Source organism: Pseudoalteromonas sp. JSTW (assembly GCF_013423925.1).
Taxonomy (GTDB): domain Bacteria; phylum Pseudomonadota; class Gammaproteobacteria; order Enterobacterales; family Alteromonadaceae; genus Pseudoalteromonas; species Pseudoalteromonas lipolytica.
On record NZ_CP058972.1, the window covers coordinates 3,186,049 to 3,208,220 of the forward strand.

General features: G+C 43.0%; 17 protein-coding genes. 9 read left to right on the plus strand and 8 right to left on the minus strand.

Annotated features, from left to right (window positions below; translation table 11 throughout):
- Window positions 1-3: 3 nt before the first annotated feature.
- Entirely contained in the window at window positions 4-2,514 is a 2,511-nt protein-coding gene (locus tag GZH31_RS14380; protein WP_074989339.1) for a penicillin-binding protein 1A, read from the plus strand.
- A gap of 85 nt (window positions 2,515-2,599) precedes the next feature.
- On the opposite strand, the gene metL is transcribed toward GZH31_RS14380, so the two are convergent.
- On the minus strand, window positions 2,600-4,945 hold the full coding sequence (gene metL / locus GZH31_RS14385) for a bifunctional aspartate kinase/homoserine dehydrogenase II (RefSeq protein WP_180311146.1): 2,346 nt from the start codon (window positions 4,943-4,945) through the stop codon (window positions 2,600-2,602).
- 4 nt (window positions 4,946-4,949) lie between these two features.
- Window positions 4,950-6,215 (minus strand): cystathionine gamma-synthase, encoded by a 1,266-nt coding sequence (metB, locus tag GZH31_RS14390; RefSeq protein WP_180311147.1) that lies wholly within the window; start codon window positions 6,213-6,215, stop codon window positions 4,950-4,952.
- 223 nt (window positions 6,216-6,438) lie between these two features.
- On the opposite strand from metB, the gene metJ reads away from it, so the two are divergent.
- Entirely contained in the window at window positions 6,439-6,759 is a 321-nt protein-coding gene (gene metJ, locus GZH31_RS14395) for a met regulon transcriptional regulator MetJ (protein ID WP_036973203.1), read from the plus strand.
- A 122-nt stretch (window positions 6,760-6,881) separates the two neighbouring features.
- Here the strand turns inward: metJ and GZH31_RS14400 are convergent, their stop codons facing one another.
- Together GZH31_RS14400 and rpmE are read right to left on the minus strand one after the other, a co-directional pair.
- On the minus strand, window positions 6,882-8,123 hold the full coding sequence (locus tag GZH31_RS14400) for a malic enzyme-like NAD(P)-binding protein (RefSeq protein ID WP_065978294.1): 1,242 nt from the start codon (window positions 8,121-8,123) through the stop codon (window positions 6,882-6,884).
- Window positions 8,124-8,647: 524 nt separating this feature from the next.
- Window positions 8,648-8,863, minus strand: a complete 216-nt coding sequence (gene rpmE, locus GZH31_RS14405) for a 50S ribosomal protein L31 (protein WP_036973208.1) — start codon at window positions 8,861-8,863, stop codon at window positions 8,648-8,650.
- A 246-nt stretch (window positions 8,864-9,109) separates the two neighbouring features.
- Between rpmE and priA the strand changes: the two genes are divergently transcribed.
- The 5 genes from priA (at window position 9,110) to GZH31_RS14430 (ending at window position 14,231) form a co-directional block, all read left to right on the plus strand.
- Entirely contained in the window at window positions 9,110-11,290 is a 2,181-nt protein-coding gene (gene priA / locus GZH31_RS14410; protein WP_180311148.1) for a primosomal protein N', read from the plus strand.
- Between the two features lie 17 nt (window positions 11,291-11,307).
- Window positions 11,308-11,838 (plus strand): SPOR domain-containing protein, encoded by a 531-nt coding sequence (locus GZH31_RS14415; protein ID WP_065978292.1) that lies wholly within the window; start codon window positions 11,308-11,310, stop codon window positions 11,836-11,838.
- Between the two features lie 80 nt (window positions 11,839-11,918).
- A complete protein-coding gene (gene hslV / locus GZH31_RS14420; RefSeq protein WP_008115012.1) occupies window positions 11,919-12,437 on the plus strand; it encodes an ATP-dependent protease subunit HslV in 519 nt (172 codons plus the stop codon).
- 11 nt (window positions 12,438-12,448) lie between these two features.
- On the plus strand, window positions 12,449-13,777 hold the full coding sequence (gene hslU / locus GZH31_RS14425) for an HslU--HslV peptidase ATPase subunit (RefSeq protein ID WP_065978291.1): 1,329 nt from the start codon (window positions 12,449-12,451) through the stop codon (window positions 13,775-13,777).
- 79 nt (window positions 13,778-13,856) lie between these two features.
- Window positions 13,857-14,231, plus strand: coding sequence for a gamma-butyrobetaine hydroxylase-like domain-containing protein (locus GZH31_RS14430; RefSeq protein ID WP_180311149.1), 375 nt, complete (start codon window positions 13,857-13,859; stop codon window positions 14,229-14,231).
- Window positions 14,232-14,304: 73 nt separating this feature from the next.
- On the opposite strand, the gene GZH31_RS14435 is transcribed toward GZH31_RS14430, so the two are convergent.
- From GZH31_RS14435 to GZH31_RS14445, 3 genes are all read right to left on the minus strand, one after another.
- Window positions 14,305-16,185 carry a methyl-accepting chemotaxis protein gene (locus GZH31_RS14435; protein WP_180311150.1) on the minus strand — a complete coding sequence of 627 codons (1,881 nt, stop codon included), beginning with the start codon at window positions 16,183-16,185 and terminating at the stop codon, window positions 14,305-14,307.
- Window positions 16,186-16,290: 105 nt separating this feature from the next.
- Window positions 16,291-17,340 (minus strand): MJ1255/VC2487 family glycosyltransferase, encoded by a 1,050-nt coding sequence (locus tag GZH31_RS14440; protein ID WP_036973219.1) that lies wholly within the window; start codon window positions 17,338-17,340, stop codon window positions 16,291-16,293.
- A complete protein-coding gene (locus GZH31_RS14445; RefSeq protein ID WP_075593949.1) occupies window positions 17,337-17,873 on the minus strand; it encodes a phosphatase PAP2 family protein in 537 nt (178 codons plus the stop codon). Before GZH31_RS14445 ends, GZH31_RS14440 begins: the two co-directional genes overlap by 4 nt.
- Before the next feature lie 241 nt (window positions 17,874-18,114).
- On the opposite strand from GZH31_RS14445, the gene rraA reads away from it, so the two are divergent.
- On the plus strand, window positions 18,115-18,615 hold the full coding sequence (rraA, locus tag GZH31_RS14450) for a ribonuclease E activity regulator RraA (RefSeq protein WP_036973221.1): 501 nt from the start codon (window positions 18,115-18,117) through the stop codon (window positions 18,613-18,615).
- Between the two features lie 5 nt (window positions 18,616-18,620).
- The gene (locus GZH31_RS14455; protein ID WP_075593948.1) at window positions 18,621-19,670 is read left to right on the plus strand and encodes a formimidoylglutamase; all 1,050 of its coding nucleotides are present in this window, start codon (window positions 18,621-18,623) and stop codon (window positions 19,668-19,670) included.
- Between the two features lie 819 nt (window positions 19,671-20,489).
- Here the strand turns inward: GZH31_RS14455 and GZH31_RS14460 are convergent.
- Window positions 20,490-22,163: a GGDEF domain-containing phosphodiesterase gene (locus GZH31_RS14460; protein ID WP_230236444.1), complete on the minus strand. Its 1,674-nt coding sequence runs from the start codon at window positions 22,161-22,163 to the stop codon at window positions 20,490-20,492.
- Between the last annotated feature and the right edge of the window lie 9 nt (window positions 22,164-22,172).

Genomic DNA, 22,172 nt, shown 5'->3' on the forward strand with positions numbered 1-22,172 from the left:
TAAGTGATTTTATTAAAACGAACTTTACAATTTATTATCATCTGCTCATTTTTAGGACTAATCACTTTAGTCGGTCTATACTATTACGTTAAACCTGATATTCCTAGCGTTCAGGTACTGAAAGACGTTCAATTACAGACACCTATGCAAGTATTTTCTAGAGATGGTTTATTGATTAACCAATTCGGTGAAAAACGCCGCATTCCGGTCACAATCGATGAAATTCCCCAGCCTTTAATCGATGCTATTTTAGCAACTGAAGATAATCGATTTTATGAACATATTGGTATCGACCCTATCGGTATCATCCGCTCAGCCATTGTACTCATATCTACAGGAGAAAAGAAACAAGGCGCAAGTACTATAACAATGCAACTTGCCCGTAACTTCTTCTTAACTCGTGAAAAAGCATACATCCGTAAAGTGAAAGAGATCTTCATTGCTTTGCACATAGAAAGCATATTAAGCAAAGATGAAATTCTCGAATTATATTTAAATAAAATTGAATTAGGTAACCGCGCATTCGGTATAGGTGCTGCTGCACAAGTGTATTACGGTAAAGAACTGAATGAGCTTACACTGCCTCAAATGGCAATGATTGCAGGTCTCCCCAAAGCGCCTTCGGCTTTAAACCCCATTCGTAACCCTGCACGCGCAAAAAGTCGACGAAATGTTGTTCTTGGCCGTATGTTAACCGAAAAATATATTACCCAGAGTGAATACGAAGAAGCCATTAACGCACCAATTACCGCTAAATTTCATGGGGCAGAAATTGAAGTCTATGCACCGTATATCTCTGAAATGGTGCGTGCAGAAATGGTGGCCCGTTACGGCCACGAACGTGCATACAACACCGGTTTTAAAGTATACACCAGTGTTGAGTCTAATATTCAACAAGCAGCCCAAGATGCGCTCGTCGACAATCTACATGCCTACGATATGCGCCATGGATACCGAGGCGCCACCGCGCAGCTTTGGGATAGCAATACGGATAGTCCGCTTAGCGAAGACGCTATTTTAGATAAACTAAAAGACGTGAAAGAGTTTGGCCCTTTACGTGCGGGCGTAGTCACTAATGTTGCTGAGCAATCTGCGCAGGTATTACTAAAAAATGGCGAGCATATAACCCTTGAGTGGGATGGCCTAAAATGGGCACGTAAATACATTACCCGTTATCGCCAAGGTTTTGCACCGAAAACGGCCACCGAAATTCTCAATGCTGGCGAACAAATTTGGCTACGTAAGAATCCAGATGACAGTTATATTTTAAGCCAAGTACCCGAAGCATCAAGCGCCTTAGTATCACTTGACCCTCAAGATGGTCGCATAAAAGCCATTGTGGGAGGGTATAGTTTTGAGCAAAGCCAATATAATCGTGCAGTACAAGCTAAGCGCCAAGTAGGTTCGAATATTAAACCATTTATTTACTCAGCGGCGTTAGAAAATGGCTATACCTTAGCCTCAATCTTAAATGATGCCCCCATTAACCAATGGGACAAAAGCCAAGGTGTTGCATGGCGTCCTAAAAATAGCCCAGCAGTTTACAATGGCCCTATTCGTATTCGTCGTGCTTTAGCACAATCTAAAAACGTTATTTCAGTTCGGTTATTACGCGGTGTTGGTTTAGAGCGCACAGCAGATCATTTATTAAAGTTTGGCTTTTTGAATAGCGACATTAACCGCAGTGAGTCGCTGGCATTAGGGAGTGCCTCTATTACGCCTCTTGAGCTTGCACGCGGCATGAGTGCCTTTGCAAATGGAGGGCACTTAATTACGCCTTATTACATCTCTGAAATTCAAGATTCTGCTGGAACAACTTTATATAAAGCCACACCAGAGCTTGCCTGTGATACCCCAGAGCAAAAGGTCACGCCCGATTTTGCAACACTTGATGATAGCCAACTGGTGGCCACAGAATTAGAACACAATGCTCAGCCTCGCTGCGCGCCTCGTATCATCTCAAAACAAAATGCTTTCTTAATTTCGCAAGCAATGCACAGCGCAATTTGGGGTGGCGGAAGCTGGGCACATAAAACAGGTTGGAGTGGTACTGGCTGGCGTGCACAAGCGCTTGATCGCCGTGATCTAGCAGGTAAAACCGGAACCACGAATGACTCTGTTGATACATGGTTTAGTGGTTTTAATCGCAATGTACTGACCTCTGTGTGGGTTGGCTTTGATAACCCAGGCAACCCACTGGGTCGTTCAACCTACAACAGTAACCTTGATAAGTCACAAATATCAGGGGCTGAATCAGGCGCAAAAACGGCTCAACCAGCTTGGGTTGATTTTATGCGAGTTGCTTTAGATGGTATGCCTGAGGCACCGATTGAGTTTCCTGAAGGCTTAGTGTCTGTGCGCATTGATTTAGCAACAGGGTTACTGAGCCATAAAAATGATTACACCAGTCGTTTTGAGTACTTTATTAAAGGCACCGCTCCGACGAAGTATGTCCTTGAGCAACCGACTAATGTGTTTGAAGAGTCACTTTCTACAGAGGAAGAGCTGTTCTAAACAGTCTTTAACACCTCTATTCGACTAATAAAAAAGCGCCCATTGGGCGCTTTTTGCTTAGCTATTTAAACTAAGATCAGCAAAATTATTTTAAGTTATTCACTAACCAGTAAAGGTCTGAATGAACTCCCGCAGCAGTCACTTCTTTTCCTGCACCAGGGCCTTGAATGACGAGCGCGTTGTCTGTGTACCACTGCGAATTAATCACAAAAATATTATCACCCGGCTTTAAGCTGGCTAATACATCATCGTGTACAACATTCACTAAGCCAACGGCTGCTTTCGCTTTACCATCAACGAGCGTAATTGCACCGGTGTAGCGAACAACTTTATTTTCGGCCTGTGCAATGGCAGCCTTTTCTTCGATGAATGCATCAAGCAAATGCCTGTTCGCAAGGAAGTCTTGCCAACTTCCTGTTGCCAGTTCTTCAGGCATCAATGGCGTTAATGCAATGTCGTCAAGCTCTAAATCTAACCCTAAATCGCGGGCTAAAATAAGTAACTTGCGCTGCATATCTCGGCCAGATAAATCTTCACGCGGGTCAGGTTCGGTGTAGCCCATTTGCTGCGCTTGTAGCACAAGTTCAGAAAACGGAACGTTACCATCATAGCAACTGCACAACCACGACAGCGTCCCCGAAAAAACCCCTTCTATACGATGAATGCTATCACCACTATTTTGTAAGTCTGCCAACGCAAAGTTAATTGGTAAGCCCGCCCCTACGCTGGTGTTATAACGCCACAACAAATTACGCTCAGCTAAATTAGAGCGCAATGTTTGATACCAATCATTTGCCGCTGTGCCTGCATATTTATTGGCACTAATTAAATGGCAATTAAGCTCAACGAGTGCTGGGTATAATTGGCTAAACGCTTCACTGGCAGTGATATCAATCACCACTTTATGTTCATAATCAAGTTCGCTAATACGTGTTAGCAGTGTTTCTTTATCGTAGTGTTGGGCTTCACTTTGCCACTGCGCTTGCCACGTTTCTGTGTTCAAGCCACTGGCACTAAATAGCATTTGCTTTGAGCGTAATAATGCCACGACTTTAATCTGATAATGAGCTGATAACCTAACAAACTGAGCCTGTAACTGTGATAGAAAGACTTCACCAACATTACCCAGCCCCGCCACGATAATAGCCAGTTCTTGACCCTTGTTGACCAATTTATCATGCAACAGGGTCAGCACATCGCTGTCTATAGCTTGATCGTTTAGCAGCAGCACATACTGTTGATCTTGTTGTACAAAGCGTGGATGAATACTTTGCTCTTTAAGGAGCGAAATTGCTTGTTCAGCTAACTGGCTCACATCGCTACTTGGTGCCACAACCGCGCAGCCGCTTAAATTAGATTCAACAATATTAGCCCGCCCAGCAAGGTGACTCACCACTTGATGAGTACTGTGCCCTGGTACCAGCAAATAGGTATCACCTTCTTTCACAAAATGATGCAAACTGTGCTGAATTAGCTGACTCAGCTCCCCCACTTCACCTGTGCTTAGCGTATCAACACGCAGTAAATCGATATTATCTAAGGTCGTAATAAAACGCTTCGCCTTGCTATACCCTTCTTTTACAACCTCAGTTGGACTGGCATCACAATCAAAGCTACTTCTTACAACAAGTTTAATGTCGCTGTCTTTAAGCGGTGATAAGGTTTTTGCATGTAAAACAGGGTTACCTAAGCGAGCCAATAAATTAGCTTGCTCTCGGCACACTTTTGCGTATTTAACGGCGTTTTTCACCTTACGAGGGTCTGTACTGAATACACCTTGGGTATCAGTCCAAATAGACACTTGCTTGGCAAAGGTATAGCTTGCTAACAAGGTCGCACTGTAGTCACTGCCATTACGACCCAGTGTTACCGTCTTACCCTGACAATCTGCAGCGATAAAGCCTGTCACCACATTGATCTTTGCTTTACTGATCGCATCGGTGCATTGCTGTTGATTCTTTTGATGCAATAGTTGGCCATCATTTAATGTAAATAACTGCCGTGCATCCACATCCTGTGCTGCCACACCCAGCTGATTTAGATAGCCCGCTAATAAACGCGCAGACCATACTTCTCCATGTGCTAGCAACACGGCTTCTTGTAGTTGCTGTTTTGCAATAAGTGTATTTAATAGCGCCAGCTCATCTTTTAATTGTGCCAATGCCTGCTGCTTGTTTTTTGCTACTAACAGCTGCTCTATTAAGGCGCGCTGATTATTATCAATCAGCAATAAAATATCACTAACCGCTTGGCTATCTTGCTGTTGATAACTTTGCCAAAGTTTTACCAAGGTGTCGGTTGTTTTGCCCGATGCAGACACCACCACACAATCACCTTGCTGCGTATTTGCTAAAACAATATTTGCCACAGCATGATAACGCTCCGCAGAGCTTAAGCTTGAGCCACCAAATTTATGAACAATATTTACCATTTTTCTACCACAATGCCGTATGTGCTGGCGTTAACTTAAAAGTGCTGCTTTGTTGCGTATTGGCTTGCGTGTGCGTTTGCGTCGCGTTGCTCTGAGTGGCTTGCTGCCCCTGACCTGGTTTAACTAAATTGAAAACACGGTCTAAATCGGCAATTAAATCTTTTACATCCTCAATGCCAACAGAGATACGAATTAACGTATCACCCACCCCTGCTTCTAAGCGTGCTTTTGCCTCCATTCCAGCATGAGTCATGGTCGCAGGGTGGCAAATTAAACTCTCAACGCCCCCCAATGATTCGGCTAAGCTAAACTCTTTAAGGCCTGTTAGAAAAGCCGCAGCGTCATTAATGTCGCCTTTAATATCAAAACTCACCATGCCACCAAAACCGCGTTGCTGTGCTTTAGCGAGCGCATGCTGAGGATGAGAAGCGAGACCGGGATAATATACTTGGCTCACAAACGGTGAATCTTCTAAATATTCTGCAATTGCAAACGCATTCTCTTGGTGCTGTTTTAAACGCACATTTAAAGTGCGTAAACCACGCAGAGTAAGATAACTATCAAACGGTGCACCCGTAATACCAATATTATTTGCCCACCAAGCCAGTTCATCACCCAACTCTTGCGTTGCTGCAATAACAGCACCGCCAACCACATCAGAGTGACCGTTAATGTATTTAGTCGTTGAATGCACGACTATATCAACACCAAACTCAATCGGGTTTTGCAAGGCCGGCGATAAAAACGTGTTATCAGCCGCAACAAGTGCACCGGATTGTTTAGCAATGGCGGTAATCGCTTTAATATCTGTTAGGCGTAAAATGGGGTTACTGGGTGTTTCAATCCAGATCAGTTTAGGTTTTATCGCTAAGATTTCTTGGTGATTTTCAGCTTTTGTTAAATCAAGCACTTTTAGTTTCAGTAAACCGCGCTTCTCTAATGAGGTAAATAAACGATAGCTACCGCCGTAACAGTCATGTGGAATAACCAAGGTATCGTCGCTATTCAAAAGCTGTGTCGTTAAGTGAACAGCCGCCATGCCTGTCGCAGTAATAATGCCTTTAGCTCCGCCCTCTAGTTCAGCGAGTGTTTCGGCTAAAATATCACGGTTAGGGTTACCACTGCGGCCATAGTCATATTGGCGCTTAGTATCAAAATCAGCGAACGAATAGGTGGTTGATAAGTAAATTGGTGGAACGACTGCACCGTGGTGTTTATCGGCTTCAATGCCATGACGAACAGCAATCGTCGCTTTATTTTTTTCACTCATTTCATCACCTACTTAGAATTGGATGTTTAGACGTCTAAAAGGTTAGATGATCAAATATGAGAAGTCAAAGCATTTATCGCCATTACATAGAAGTTTATACATTTACACGACTAGATGGCTAAATAACTAGTATTTGACTATCTTTTTTAAAGCGATAGAATTTCCGCATCTTGCGCTGTGGATAAGGCGTAAACAACTGACAACCGAGGCAACGAAACAACTTATGGCTAAATGGAACGGTGAATACATTCACCCATATGCAGAACACGGTAAAAAATCAGAGCAAGTAAAAAAAATTACCGTATCAATTCCGCTGAACGTATTAAAAGTATTAACTGATGAGCGCACGCGTCGTCAGATTAATAATCTTCGTCATGCTACTAACAGTGAGCTACTGTGCGAAGCCTTTTTACACGCTTTTACAGGTCAACCATTACCGAATGATGACGACCTTCGTAAAGATAACCCTGAAAAAGTACCTGAAGAAGTAAAAAGAATTATGCAAGAAATGGGGTTAGATATCCCCGTACTTGATTCAGAGTAAATATTTCGGCCATCGGATCGTAGCCGATTTCTCAGACATAAAAAAACTCAGCCTTGGCTGAGTTTTTTATTTGCAGTTAGTTATACCTACCCGCTTAATCAAACGAATAGGTACCTAATTATTTAACGCATGTAGTTTTCTGGCATGTCAATTTGCGCCACACCAGACTCAACAGCTGCTTCTGCAACAGCACGTGCAATACGTGGTAATAAGCGTGGGTCCATTGGTTTTGGAATAATGTACTCAGCACCAAACTCAAGTGAATCAACACCCGACGCCTTAAGCACTTCGTTAGGCACAGGCTCTTTCGCAATACTACGAATAGCATGCACCGCTGCGATTTTCATTTCATCATTGATTGATGTCGCACGCACATCAAGCGCACCGCGGAAAATGAATGGGAAACACAATACATTATTAACCTGATTAGGGTAATCAGAACGCCCTGTTGCCATAATTAAATCATTACGTGCACCGTGTGCAACAGCTGGCGCGATTTCTGGATCAGGGTTTGAACATGCAAAAACCACAGGCTTATCTGCCATCAGTTTTAAATCTTCAGCGGTTAATAAGTTAGGGCCAGATACACCAACAAATACATCAGCATCGGCTATCACATCTTGCAAAGTGCGCTTATCGGTATTGTTCGCAAATAGCAATTTATACTCGTTTAAGTCATCACGACGTGTATGGATCACGCCTTTGCGGTCAAGCATATAAATGTGCTCACGCAATGCACCACATTTAATAAGTAGTTCCATACATGCAACCGCTGCTGCACCGGCACCTAAACACACGATAATCGCGTCTTCGATATCTTTACCCTGTACTTCAAGCGCATTTAGCATGCCTGCTGCTGTTACGATTGCAGTACCATGTTGGTCATCGTGGAAAACAGGGATGCTACAACGCTCAATAAGCGCTTTTTCAATTTCGAAACACTCTGGCGCTTTAATATCTTCTAGGTTGATACCACCAAACGTATCGGCAATATTTGCAACAGTATTAATGAAGTCTTCTGTCGTGCGGTGTTTTACTTCGATATCTATCGAGTCTAAACCTGCAAAGCGTTTAAATAAAAGTGCTTTACCTTCCATCACAGGTTTTGATGCAAGCGGACCTAAATTGCCTAAGCCTAAAATTGCGGTACCGTTTGAAATAACCGCAACCATATTACCTTTGCCGGTGTATTTATAGGCATTTGCTGGATCGGCTGCTATCTCACGGACGGGCTCTGCGACACCTGGACTATATGCTAGAGCGAGATCATTAACCGTTTCTGCTGGTTTAGTTAGTTCTACACTAATTTTACCTGGAACGGGGTGAGCGTGGTAATGTAATGCTTGTTCACGAAAATCTGACATAACGCGATAGTATCCTGCAATAAGTTAAAAAGTGAGAGGGCTTGCATCTGTACGATACCTGTAATATATAAAAATTCCAAGTATTATCAGGTCTATCCTGTTATATGCTATATCGCTTAATTTTAAAGGATTTCCCAACAATTTCTGCACATAGTTTTAATTCACAACAGATAAAAATTCATCTATTTGTGGCCATTTAAGCACCTGTTTTTGTATTTTATAGGCACGAACACAGCAAATAACCGAAACTTAGCAAAATGAGCAACTTTAACGAACTTAACAGCATTTATAGGTGAAGTTCATATAAATTGTTACTTTTTACAACTTTTGGAATCATTTATATCATTCAAAATATAGCGAAGGGATCACTATTTGTCTGCATTATTAGCGATATATTGGGCATAACAAGCAGAAATAGTTATGCACATAAAGCGTGTAGGCATGGGATATAAAAAAGAATGGTTCTGAATTTCAGGCATAAAAAAAGCACCCAAAGGGTGCTTCTTTCAACTAAACAGCAGATATTACTTCTTGCTGCTAAGTGCACCGAAGCGCTTGTTGAAACGATCAACACGGCCGCCAGTGTCTAAAATCTTTTGCTTACCAGTGTAAAACGGGTGACACTCAGAACATACGTCTAAGTGGATGTCTTTACATAAAGTAGAGCTAGTTTCGAATTTGTTACCACATGAACAAGTTGCAGTGATAGCTTCGTACTTAGGGTGAATACCTTCTTTCATAGGAACCTCTAGTTAAGGCCGCATCGCTCTCCAAACCCGAAGTCTGGCACCATACGTCGTTAATACAATTAATAGGTCGCGTATTTTATAGCTCAAGCAGCCTCTCGACAAGCTTTAAATTCATCTTTAGCTAAAAAAATAAACAAGTCATCAAACGTTCAGTATTTGTTGGTAGGTTTTTAGCACTAATTTTAGTACATTAGCAGCACACGCTATTTTTTCTATTCTTAATTCAGTTGAGTTGTTATGCACTTTGTAGAAGTTGCCATAAAAGTCCCTTTACAGCGTACCTTCGATTATAAAGTTGAGCAGCTGCTACATAGCCCTGAGCTGCGAGTAGGCATGCGTGTGCGTGTGCCTTTTGGCTCTCAAAAAAAGATAGCTGTCGTACTGGCAGTCAAAACCAGTACCGATGTACCCGAAGATAAAATTAAAGCCATTATTGATGTTATAGACGATGCCCCTATTTTATCTGAGCAACACTTAGCACTGCTAAAATTTACTGCTCGCTATTACTGCTACCCACTTGGTGAAACAATTCATACAGCGCTTCCAGCGGCACTGCGCCAAGGTGAATGCCCAGACAAAACCAGTATAAATATGGTTGAACTGACCGACAAAGGTGCAAAATTACCTTCACTCAAAGCAAAAACACAGCTTAATTTGCTGAAGCAGCTAGCGCAGTCAGGCAAGTCATCCTTAACCGAATTAAAAGCACTCGGCTTTAATAAAAAAACCATTGATAGCTTGCTCGAAAAAGAACTCATTAAACAGTTTATCGAACATGATAACCAATGGCAGCAACGCGCCCCAACAATTGGCAGTAAACCAACTCTAAACAAAGAACAAGCCGTTGCATGCACAACGATTAATCAAGCCAGTGGGTTCACCTGTTTTTTACTTGAAGGCGTTACCGGCAGTGGTAAAACAGAAGTGTATTTACAATGCCTTGAAGAGGTTCTAAAAAAAGGCCAGCAAGCACTGGTGTTAGTGCCCGAAATTGGCCTAACACCACAAACCGTTAATCGTTTTCGCCGTCGCTTTCCCGATACCCCTATTATGCTTTGGCATTCAGCATTAACCGACAACGAGCGCTTGCAAACATGGCGTTTCTGCGAAAAAGGCAGCTGTGCCATTGTTATCGGCACTCGTTCGAGTATTTTCTTACCTTTTTTATCACTTGGTATGATCATTGTTGATGAAGAGCACGACAGCTCGTTTAAGCAACAAGATACGCTGCGTTATCATGCTCGCGATTTAGCAGCCTACAGAGCTTATCAACAGCAAATACCCTTGATACTAGGTAGCGCAACTCCCGCTCTCGAAACCTTACATAAAGCAATAAATAACAAGTACCAACTATTGAGCTTAACGGAGCGTGCGCAAACCAGCACTGATAACCAATTTCACTTAATGGATATGAAAGGCCAACCCGAACAAGCCGGTATTGCCCATGCAAGTTTGACCTATATGCGTCAACATCTTGAGCGCGGCAAGCAAGTCATGGTGTTTTTAAATCGACGCGGCTTTTCTCCCACACTCATATGTCATGAGTGTGGCTGGTTAAGTGAGTGCTCACGTTGCAGTACCAGTGCCACATTCCACAAAGCAATTGGACAAATGATCTGCCATCATTGCTCCGAGCAGCATGCGGTGCCCCATCAATGCCCCGACTGTGGCAGCACACAGATTTTTCCTAATGGTAAAGGCACGGAACAAATTGAAGAGTTTTTAGCAGAAACTTTCCCTGATATACCCATTAGCCGCATTGACCGAGATTCAACTCGTCGTAAAGGCAGCTTAGAAAAAGCCCTCGACGACATAAATCAAGGGGGGGCGCGTATTTTGGTGGGCACGCAAATGCTTGCGAAAGGCCATCATTTTGCCGATGTCAGTTTAGTGCTTATTTTAGATGTTGATAGTGGTTTGTACTCGTGTGATTTTCGCGCTACAGAACATTTAGCACAGCTTGTCACTCAGGTTGCAGGCCGTGCAGGACGCAGTGGTGAACCAGGACAAGTACTGTTACAAACTCACTTTCCTGAGCACCCACTATTGCAAGATTTAGTGAATAATGGCTATCAAGATTTTGCGCGCTATGCCCTTGCAGAACGAGAAGATGCTCAGCTCCCCCCCATAACAAACATGGCAATTGTGCGTGCCGAAGGACATAACATAAATCAAGTCATGGATTTTTTAACTGATTTGGTTCCTGTCCAGAACATATCTGGTATACAATTGCTCGGACCGATCCCTGCGCCATTGGAGCGTGTCGCAGGTAAATATCGGTTTCAGTTACATATTCAAGCGCTGGAGCGCTCCCACTTACACCAATATTTAGCGCAAATGGTTGACTATATAAGCACCAGTAAATTAGCGCAAAAGGTGCGTTGGAGCTTAGACGTTGATCCAATAGATATGATTTAAAGGCCAATAAAAAAGTCATGGCACAACACGATTACATAAATAAAAAACCATCAAATCGAAATAATAAAAAACAAGCCCCGGCAAAAAAGCCGTTCCCTATTGTTCTTGTCTTTGTCGCCCTTATTTTGCTGGGTGGGTTTGGGTATGGTTTATGGTATATCAAACATAATGCCGATCCTGAACTTGTTGAGCAGCAAGCTAATCCAACAAAATCAGAAGAAGAAAAGGTTATTCCAAAACCGAAACCACCCGAGTTTATTAAAGAAATAAAAGAACACGAAATTCAGGTTGAAGTAAAAGAGATTGAGCAAAAAGGCCCTTATGTAATGCAATGCGGCTCTTTTAGAACGCTTGAACAAGCTCAAACCTTAAAAGCGAAGATTGCATTTGCAGGCTTAGTGTCTGAAGTTAAACGCGTAGAAGGCAGTAATGGCATTTGGTATAAAGTACGTTTAGGCCCTTACGAAACCAAACGTCTGGCAGAAAGCGACAAAAACAAACTCAAGCGCATTAAAATAATGGGCTGTGGAATTTGGCTTTGGACTTGATTTTAGCTCATTCACCCATATAAACACCTCATCAATCGCTTTTTACGAGCGGCTTCGCCGCTCGATGATGAGGAATAATCATGACTACTATTGTAAGTGTTCGCCGCGACGACAAGGTCGTTATTGGTGGCGATGGCCAGGTTTCACTTGGTAACACCGTAATGAAGGGCAACGCCCGCAAAGTTCGACGTCTTTATAATGGCAAAGTAATCGCTGGTTTTGCTGGCGGTACTGCTGATGCCTTCACCCTTTTCGAACGCTTTGAAAGCAAACTAGAAATGCACCAAGGTAACCTCACCAAGGCCGCAGTAGAAATGGCCAAAGATTGGCGAAGTGACCGTGCACTCAGAAAGCTTGAAGCGCTACTGGCCGTTGCTGACGAAACCGCTTCGTTGATCATCACCGGTAATGGTGACGTAGTACAACCAGAGAACGACCTTATCGCCATTGGCAGTGGTGGTAACTTCGCACAATCTGCTGCGACAGCCCTGCTTGAAAATACCGACCTAAGTGCCCGTGAAATTGTAGAGAAAAGCCTAACAATTGCAGGCAACATCTGTGTATTCACGAATAATTTCCAAACTATTGAAGAATTGTAATAGGAACTGCCATGTCTGAGATGACTCCAAGAGAAATCGTTCACGAGCTTGATCAACACATTATTGGCCAAGCAAAAGCTAAAAAAGCAGTTTCAATCGCACTGCGTAATCGCTGGCGTCGTATGCAGCTTAGCGACGAATTACGCGCTGAGGTTACGCCAAAAAATATCTTAATGATTGGCCCTACCGGTGTCGGTAAAACCGAAATTGCACGTCGCCTTGCTAAACTAGCTAATGCGCCTTTCATTAAAGTCGAAGCAACAAAATTCACTGAAGTGGGTTATGTTGGTAAAGAAGTTGAGACGATCATTCGTGATCTAGTTGATATCTCAATCAAAATGACCCGTGAACAACAAACCAAAAAATTCAAGCACCGAGCTGAAGAAGCGGCAGAAGAGCGTATTCTCGACGCCCTACTACCACCAGCACGTGATACGTTTGGTGAATCACGTTCAGATGAAAACTCTTCGACACGTCAGTCGTTCCGTAAAAAATTACGTGAAGGCCAATTAGACGATAAAGAAATCGATATTGATGTTGCACAAGCCCAGCCTAACGTTGAGATCATGGCTCCGCCTGGTATGGAAGAAATGACCAACCAGTTACAAAGCATGTTCCAAAACATGGGCGGTGATAAGCGCAGTAAGCGCAAGCTGAAAATCAAAGAAGCTTTCAAGCTATTAGTTGAAGAAGAAGCCGCTAAACTTGTTAACCCTGAAGAGTTAAAAGAGCAAGCTATCTTTGCTGTAGAGCAAAACGGCATCGTATTTATCGACGAAATCGATAAAATCTGTAAGCGTGGCGAAGCGTCAGGCCCAGATGTAAGCCGCGAAGGTGTTCAACGCGATTTACTGCCATTAATCGAAGGCTCAACAGTGAGCACTAAACACGGTATGGTTAAGACTGACCACATGTTATTTATTGCATCTGGTGCATTCCAAATGGCAAAACCGTCAGACATGATCCCAGAGCTACAAGGTCGTTTACCGATTCGTGTAGAGCTAGAAGCGTTAACCGCCGACGACTTTAAACGTATCCTTACAGAGCCACATGCATCGCTTACAGAGCAGCAACGCGAACTGTTGAAAACAGAGCAGGTTAACGTTGATTTCACTGACGACGCTATTGAGCGTATTGCTAAAGCCGCATGGCAAGTAAACGAAAAAACCGAAAACATCGGTGCACGTCGCTTACACACTGTGATGGAAAAGCTAATGGAAGAAATTTCATTCGATGCTTCTGAAAAAGCGGGTTCAACGCTCACAATTGATGCTAATTACGTCGAGCAGCACCTAGGCGCATTGGTTGAAGACGAAGATTTAAGTCGCTTTATTCTTTAATCACTAAATTATCGTTATAATTAAAAGCCTCCTGTTGGAGGCTTTTTTGTTAGCTTAAAAATCAATGATAGGGTTTACTATGAAAGAAGTGACGAAAGTGCATTATCACAGCGTAAGCAAAGTACTAGACGTTTACTTTGACGATGAGTCGAGTGCTTGCTTTAGTGCAGAGTTCTTACGTGTTCACTCACCCTCAGCCGAAGTACAAGGCCATGGTAATGAGCCCATGAAGCTGGTACTAAATAAGCACCATGTAAGCATTAGCAAAATTGAGCCAGTTGGTCATTATGCGCTTCGTTTAGTGTTTAGCGATAATCACAACAGCGGCTTATACAGCTGGCATTATTTAGCCGATTTACAGGCCAATAAAAACTCACTTTGGCAACAATACCAAACCCGTGTCCATGAGCACGAAGCGAATAAAGACAGCGTCCCAATAAAGTTTGTGCCTTAGTTTTATTAGCGCCACCTAAAACAAAAAAGCGCGACAAAATTGCGCGCTTTTAAATTTTTCTGTTACTGAATCCCTACACTTTAAACTTATCAATTGCTTGATACAGCACGCGAGCCTGCTCAGAGACTTCCTCGCTGGTTTGTGCATTAGTGACTGCATGCCCAGAAGCTTGTTGAGCAATATCTCGAATACGTACCACGTTTTTGTTAACCTCAGAAGCCACCTGACTTTGCTCGTCAATCGCCGTCGCAATGTGCGTACTCATATCCATAATCGTTTGCACGTCTTCAGTGATAGAGCGTAGTAACTCACCTGCTTTCGTTGCCTGAGCGGCACTTTCGCCACCTTGATTACGGCACTGCTGCATAATACTGACAACTTCTCGGGTACGCCCTTGCAAGGTCGTAATAATGCTTTCAATTTCTTGAGTTGAGTCTTGTGTACGTTGTGCAAGCGAGCGAACTTCGTCAGCAACCACAGCAAAACCGCGTCCCTGTTCACCGGCCCTCGCCGCTTCGATTGCAGCATTCAGTGCGAGTAAATTCGTTTGTTCAGCAATGCCACGGATCACATCAAGCACCGAGCCAATCGTTTCGGCATCTTTTTCTAATTGCGACACAACACTCGAAGCATTTCCAAGCGATTCAGATAAATGATTAATCTGTACGACCGTTGACTCAACTTCTGAGCGACCTTGTTGGGCACTTAAATTGGTTGACTCTGCTTTTTTAGCCGCTGCTTCGGTATTATGCGAAATGTCTTGAATGGTTGCCTGCATTTCAGTTGCAGCAGTTGCAACCATATCGGCTTCATGCAGTTGCTCTTGCATACCCGAACTGGTTGCTGATGTGGTTTCTGATAAATGTTCAGTCGCGATATTAAGCGTACTCAGTGCCGTGTTAACTTCGTAAATCAGCTTTTTAAAATCACCAATTAAGCTGTTAAAATCAACCGTCATAATCGTCACTTCGTCTTTGCCCGACTGCTCAATCGAAATACTTAAATCGTTACTACGACGAATCTCATTAATTGTATGGTATACACGCTCAATAGGCTGAATAATTGAACGGCTGGTAAAGTAAACCAAAATCATCACAACAGCACTTGCAATAATAAACACTATTAAAGCAATTAACTGTGCTTGCGACGCGCTTGATTCAACAAATGTTTTTGTCTCATCGGTCAGTTCAGAAACAATGGCATCACTCTTCTCAACGCTTTGTTTCATTTTACCCAAGGCACCCGAATCTAAGTCTAGACCGAGTAAGACTTGTGCATCGACGAGTGCTTTAAATTTAGTTTGATAGGTTGTTAAAAGAGCCAGTAATTGACTTTCGTAGTTACCATCAAGCTCAGCTACTTTAATGGCGGACTCAAAATCAGCGACTAATTCATCAAACTTGGTCAGATATTTTGTGTCAAATCGCAGCATAAAATCTTTTTCGGCGCGGCGTAACTGCAACATGTAAGTGAGTAAACGGTAATCTTCGCGCTCACTTAATAGTGTTTCGACTTGATGCACAGCATTACGCAAATCACCATAAAGCGCATCTTTTGGGTGTAAACCTATTTGTTTTTGTAACTCTACAACGCTGTTAAAATCATCGTAGTACACTTTAGCTAGACGTCTAAACTCGCCTAACTTATCTGTGTTCATCGATAAATCGTTTAGCAATTCATCTAATCGCGCCATTTTTGTTTTAAGTTGTGTGTACTCATTTTCAAATAAGCTAAGGCTGTTTACATCTTTGTAAAACAGAAAGTTTTTCTCATGCTTACGCATAGAAAGCTCATGAATATCAAGCTCCTCCGCGTTTTGAATTGTCTCATTGAGTTTTAGCATCGTGCGAGACTCAAAGATAATGACACATAGCATCACAATCATTGCAAGACCAACAACTAACGCGTTTAATTGTAAACGACGTTTTATAGTTAAGTTTTGTAATACATTCATTCAGAGCGCCCTATAGATACATGCATATAAGAGTATAGCTAAACTATTTAAAGCAGCTAATAAAAGTAGCTAATGTTGCCGGGCATTGTCGTTGATACGAATGGTTTAAACAATAACTTTTTTTTCAATATCAACCTGTTGCCACAAGTGGTAGTGCAATTTATCTAGTTGTTGCCATTGTCTTTTTTGTAACCAGTCAACCAAAGGAGCCGGATCGCTAGGAAAATTCAGTTTTCTGTTTTGTGCTGATTGCAGCCAGTCATCCATGGCATAGGGATTTAAATAGCTCATGACATGCGCCGCCCCCATTGACAATAAAGTCTGTGCATTTATGCCTTGCTCAAATTGCTTACCAAGCGGCTTTAACAGCAGCTTTTTACCCAATTGCAAGGCCTCACTGGCCAGTTCAAATCCAGCATTTCCTATCACTCCCCCCGCATTGGCAAGATCATTTAAAAAACCGACGCGTGATGGTGATCTTAAGTGAATATTTCCAATTGATGAGTTTTCTGCATCAGGGTGGTAGCAATAGAATTCGCGCTCGGGAAAGTCTTTTAGGTAGTCGACTACACTGTCTAAGTTTTCGAATGGTAAATAAACTAACACCTTATTTTCAACCATGACAGGATTATTATGCTGATGAGCCGCAATAAACGGAGGAATAATATTTTTTGCATAAGGTTGCCAATGCACACCTAAATAAACATTAGCGGGCGCATAATGACGAATTAACGCTCTTCTGAAAAATGAGCGACCAAACATCGGCACTTTATCTGACAAAAATGCCGCCTGATGACTCATACCAATAACCGGCACCCCCTGCTGTTTAGCCGCCCATGCTGTGATCGGCTCAAAATCATTAAACACCAAATCATAGTGACGTAAATCAAGGCTTTTTATATCTTTGATTAACTGCAATGGCCGAGCATTTTTGAGTGTTTTTAAGCTATCAACTTGCCCCGATTTACTGGTAAACGATAAACCACGAAACGCTCGGTAGTTAGCAAATTCATCCATATCGAAGTAATCGTGCTCACGGCGGCCCGAAAACACATAATCAACATCGACACCTAATGCATTGAATGTTGTTGCCATAACCCGAGCACGTGTTATGTGACCATTCCCTGTACCTTGAATACCGTACAAAATTCTCATATATATTCCACCACCATCACAGCAAGCACAGCACAACTCGACCCTATCACCGCACCAACAATCACATCGGCTGGATAATGCACGCCCACGACAACCCGTGAAGCCGCAACGCCTGCCGCCCAGATAAACCACACAGCCATAAAAGCAGGGAAGTACATCGTTAAAATAGTCGCAACAACAAACGCACCAGCACTGTGCCCCGAGGGCAAACTAAACTTATCACTGGGCACCAGGTAAGCCCCTTGCACTAAACAATCACAAGGCCTGACTCGAGCAATGCGTTTTTTAGCCATAAAATAAATGGGTCGCTCTATAGCAAAGCCAACCAACAGGCTCAAGGCAAACTGCTGGAAATGTAATTGTTCGCTGAACCACCAAAACCCCACAAATAACATCAGGTATAGCCCACCATCGCCGGTTTTTGATAGACCGATTGCTGAGCGTCTAAGCCAATTAGGCGATGCATCGTTAAATACGCTTAAAAACAACTGTTCATCCACTTTTGCTAACTTCGTCAGTATGTTATTTGCCATGGCCAAGCTCCTTGTCATACTTTGTGTCTGTTTTTAATACAAACATGACCTCTTTATAAGAGGGCTACTCATCTCAGCTTAGGTGTTAAAAATAACAATTAGGTGACGCTTTTGAGACACTAATGTTGCGGTGACTTGATTCCTTTGATTTAAAGTAATAAACACGTATTAAGTCGTTGTTATTGAGTTGTATCAGGGTATACTGAGTACTAAACAGACAGTCTCTTTAGAGGATGAAAAAATGGATTACAGCACTTCTGATTTATGCGACCACTTTGCCGATGTGGTTGATGTGCTCGAACCTATGTTTATCAATTTTGGTGGACGCCCAAGTTTCAGTGGTCGAGTTAGAACCGTAAAATGTTTTGAGAACAATGAGCTGATCCGCGAAATATTATCAACCGATGGTACCGACAGCGTACTGTTAATTGATGGTGGTGGTTCAACCCGCCGCGCACTAATTGATATTGAGCTGGCTGAAATCGCATTAGAAAATAACTGGCAAGGTATCATTGTATATGGTGCTATTCGCCATGTTGATGACCTTGAAGAATTAGATTTAGGCATTCAAGCAATTGCGTCTATTCCTGTTGCTGCCGACAGTGAAGGAGCCGGTGAAGACGGCATTGGCGTTAACTTTGCGGGTGTCTCATTCTTTGATGGTGACTTTGTTTACGCTGATAGCACCGGCATTATATTATCTGCTGATGAATTAGAGTTCGACGTAATAGAAGAAGACTAAACTCGGTGACTGACTACCTTAAAATTTATGATGAAGCGGCGGTTAAACATTTATGTGTCCGCCGCGCCAACGAACAGAAAGCGTGGCAAGCCCTCGCCCTCCTCGATACACACACAAACGCACCTCAAGCCCTTATCGATGCAAAACAATTCGGCATTCGCTATGTACTCGTTGGCGTGTGTGAAGATATTGGTCCCCGTGCTAATTTAGGCAATGGCGGTTCGCATCAAGCATGGCAAGCTTTTTTAAAGCGCTTTCTTAATCAAACTCATAATCAATTTCTAAATCATGAACGCGTGTTATTACTCGGCGAAGTGGAACTTGATGATATAAACCAGCAAGCCGCTCACCTCGATAACAAAAACGACGCTGACTTAGCTCAGCTGCGCCAACTTTGCGCAGATATCGACACCCGCGTTGAACGCGTACTGGCGATGATCTTTGCCGCAGGTTTAGAACCTATTGTCATTGGTGGGGGCCATAATAACTGCTTAGGAATTTTACGTGCGTTAAGTAAACACCACGCTAAGCCTGTTAATGCCATTAACTTAGACCCACATGCAGATTTTAGAGAGTGTGAAGGTCGCCACAGTGGTAACGGCTTCAGGTACGCCTATTCTGAAAGTCACCTTGCGCAATATCATGTAATCGGTTTGCACGAATTTAAAAATAACCAAGCAATTCTGAATGCTCTCAAAGATGCGAACTTCTTGTTTGATAGCTACCAAGATATTCAAGTGCGTCGCACTATCGACCTTTCAACGGCCTGCAAACAGGCGCTTGCCCGCTTTGACAGCGCCCCCCTTGGCGTGGAAGTAGACCTCGATAGTATTTCACTCATGCCGGTAAGCGCCTACACAAACTGTGGTTTTAGTGTCAGTGATGCTGAGCATTTTGTGCATTTAGCTGCTAGGCATGTTCATGCCAGCTACCTGCATTTATGTGAAGGTGCACCATCGCAACACCCAGTAGGGTTAGAGGCAGGAATAAACGATGCTGGGCAAATCATTACCGCATTAGTTAATGCTTACTTGCAAGCAAGAGAAAGCCTGTAATAAAACGCGCCAAAAGCCGGGTGAGTAACCTCGTTTTTAGACGCCATGCTTGCATGGCGCGTTTGCGCGAAATGAATTTAACGCCTACATTAAACCGTAGGCGTTATGCTTGCATGGCGCGTTTGCGCAGCAACATCTTTTATAAGATTCACGGCTAAAGCCCTTCCTACAAGTGATACACTTCACACGTGGGAGGCGTTTTAACGCCGAAAAGCAAACCTGTTCAACGGTATTAAACAACCATCTCGATTTAGCTTTACTAGCTCCTATCTCGCCTTTCGTAACTCGTTGCTTGTAACCCTTTCACGCCTACATTAAACCGTAGGCGTTATGCTTGCATGGCGCGTTTGCGCAGCAACATCTTTTATATAATTCGCGGCTACAAGTGATGCACACTTCACACGTAGGAGGCGTTTTAACGCCGAAAAGCAAACCTTTTAACTGGCATTAAACAACCATCTCGATTTAGCTGTACTAGCTCCTATCTCGCCTTTCGTAACTCGTTGCTTATAACCCTTTCGCGCGAAATAAATTTCACGCCTACATTAAACCGTAGGCGTTATGCTTGCATGGCGCGTTTGCGCAGCAACATCTTTTATAAGATTCACGGCTAAAGCCCTTCCTACAAGTGATACACATCACACACGTAGGAGGTGTTTTAACGCCGAAAAAGTAAAGCTATTCAACGACATTAAACAACCTTCACGGTATAGCTCGTATCTCGCTTTTCGTAACTCGTTGCTTATAACACTTTTCGCGCGAAATAAATTTCACGCCGACACTAAACCGTAGACGGCATGTTTGCATGGCGCGTTTGCACTATTCACGTTCTAGCCGCCATTGTTTTAGCCAAGACATCATTCCCACACTGCTCAGCGGGTAGCTAAAATAATAACCTTGCGCGGCATATGTATTAAGTGATTTAACAAACTTCAGTTGCTCAAGTGTTTCAACACCTTCACAAATTACTTTAGCATTATTTTGCGTGTGCATATCGACCATACCCGATACTAAGCTGCGCACTTGGGCTTGATGCGCAAAGTCTGCGGTTAATGACGGTGCAACTTTAATGTATTCAACATTAAGGTTAGGTAACTTAGCCAACCAAACGGGGCTGTCTCCCAAGCCATCAACACACACTTTTATACCAATACTATTAAGCCGCGCGACCATGGCTTTACCTTGGTCATCTAACCCCATGAATAAGTCTAACGGACACTCTATAATTAAATCTCCGGGCTCTAAGCGATGCTCAGTTGCGATGCGGTCTACAAACTCTATAAACTCTTCATGAAGCATTTCAGGGCCAAACACATTGATACTCAATGGTAATTGAATGCCTTCCATACGTAAGGCCATTGCAAGCTCTGCGGCACGCTCAATGACAAACGCAGCAACCGGATACCCAAGCCCCGCAACGCGAATATCATCAATAAACTTATTGGCCGCTAATATGCCTTGTTTAGGGTGTTGCCAACGCAGTAAGAGTTCTAAAAACTCAATATGTTCATCACTATTACGAATCACGGGTTGAAAATACAGTTCAAGCTCACTGGCAAAATCAAGATGAGCAAGTTCACGTAATCGGGCTTGTTGCTCTAACTGTTCGATCATCATTTGTGATTGATACGGCACTATCGCTTTATCTGGGTTTGAATCAAGTGCAAGGTAAGCAAAAGAGATTAAATTATCAAAACTGTGATCAGGGTCGTTACAATTTACATAACTGGCACGCACTTTAACTTCAATGGTGCAATTGGCCACATTGAACGGCTTTAATGTCACTTGCCTTATTTGGCTAATTAATTGTTCATGAAGGTGTTTTTGCTCTTCAACCGCGCAAATAAACGCAAAGTTTAAGCCTCCTAAATGAGCCAGCTTGTCGACGCCACCTGAGCGCCCTTTCATATTCAGAACTGCATCTGAGGTGAGCTGCTGTTTGATACGATTGGCCGATTGAGCCAGTAATAAATCACCAAAGTCACGGCCTATGTGCTGGTTAACGGTTTCGAATCCTTCGAGACGAATCACAACCAGCACACAGTTTTTTGAATGCGCTTCACTGTATACTGCGAAGCTTTTTTCTAATCCTTTGCGATCGGGAAGCTCTTTGAGCGGGGTTTTATCTAAATCGTCGTGGCGGCTAGGCTCAACGGGAACCTCTTCGTCTTCTGCGGGCTCTTCGTAATTAAAAAAGCCTGACACACTGAGTATTACCACCGACAATACTAACCAATAAAAGGCAATATCAAGTAAAAAATGCGCAGAAAATAACACGGCAAAACAGAGTGCTGCCGACACACTGAGTGTGATTGCTAACCAGTTTGTCGTTCTAAATGCTTGCCACAGATGAAAGCACAGGCTTATGGCCAGTAATAAAATAAGCGAAGGTGACCCTACACTCAGGATTGCTAAGCCTAATACGCCATTAACGACTAGGCTTAACCTTAATACGGGATGATGGGTTACACACAAGGCACATATCATTGCCATAAAAACGGC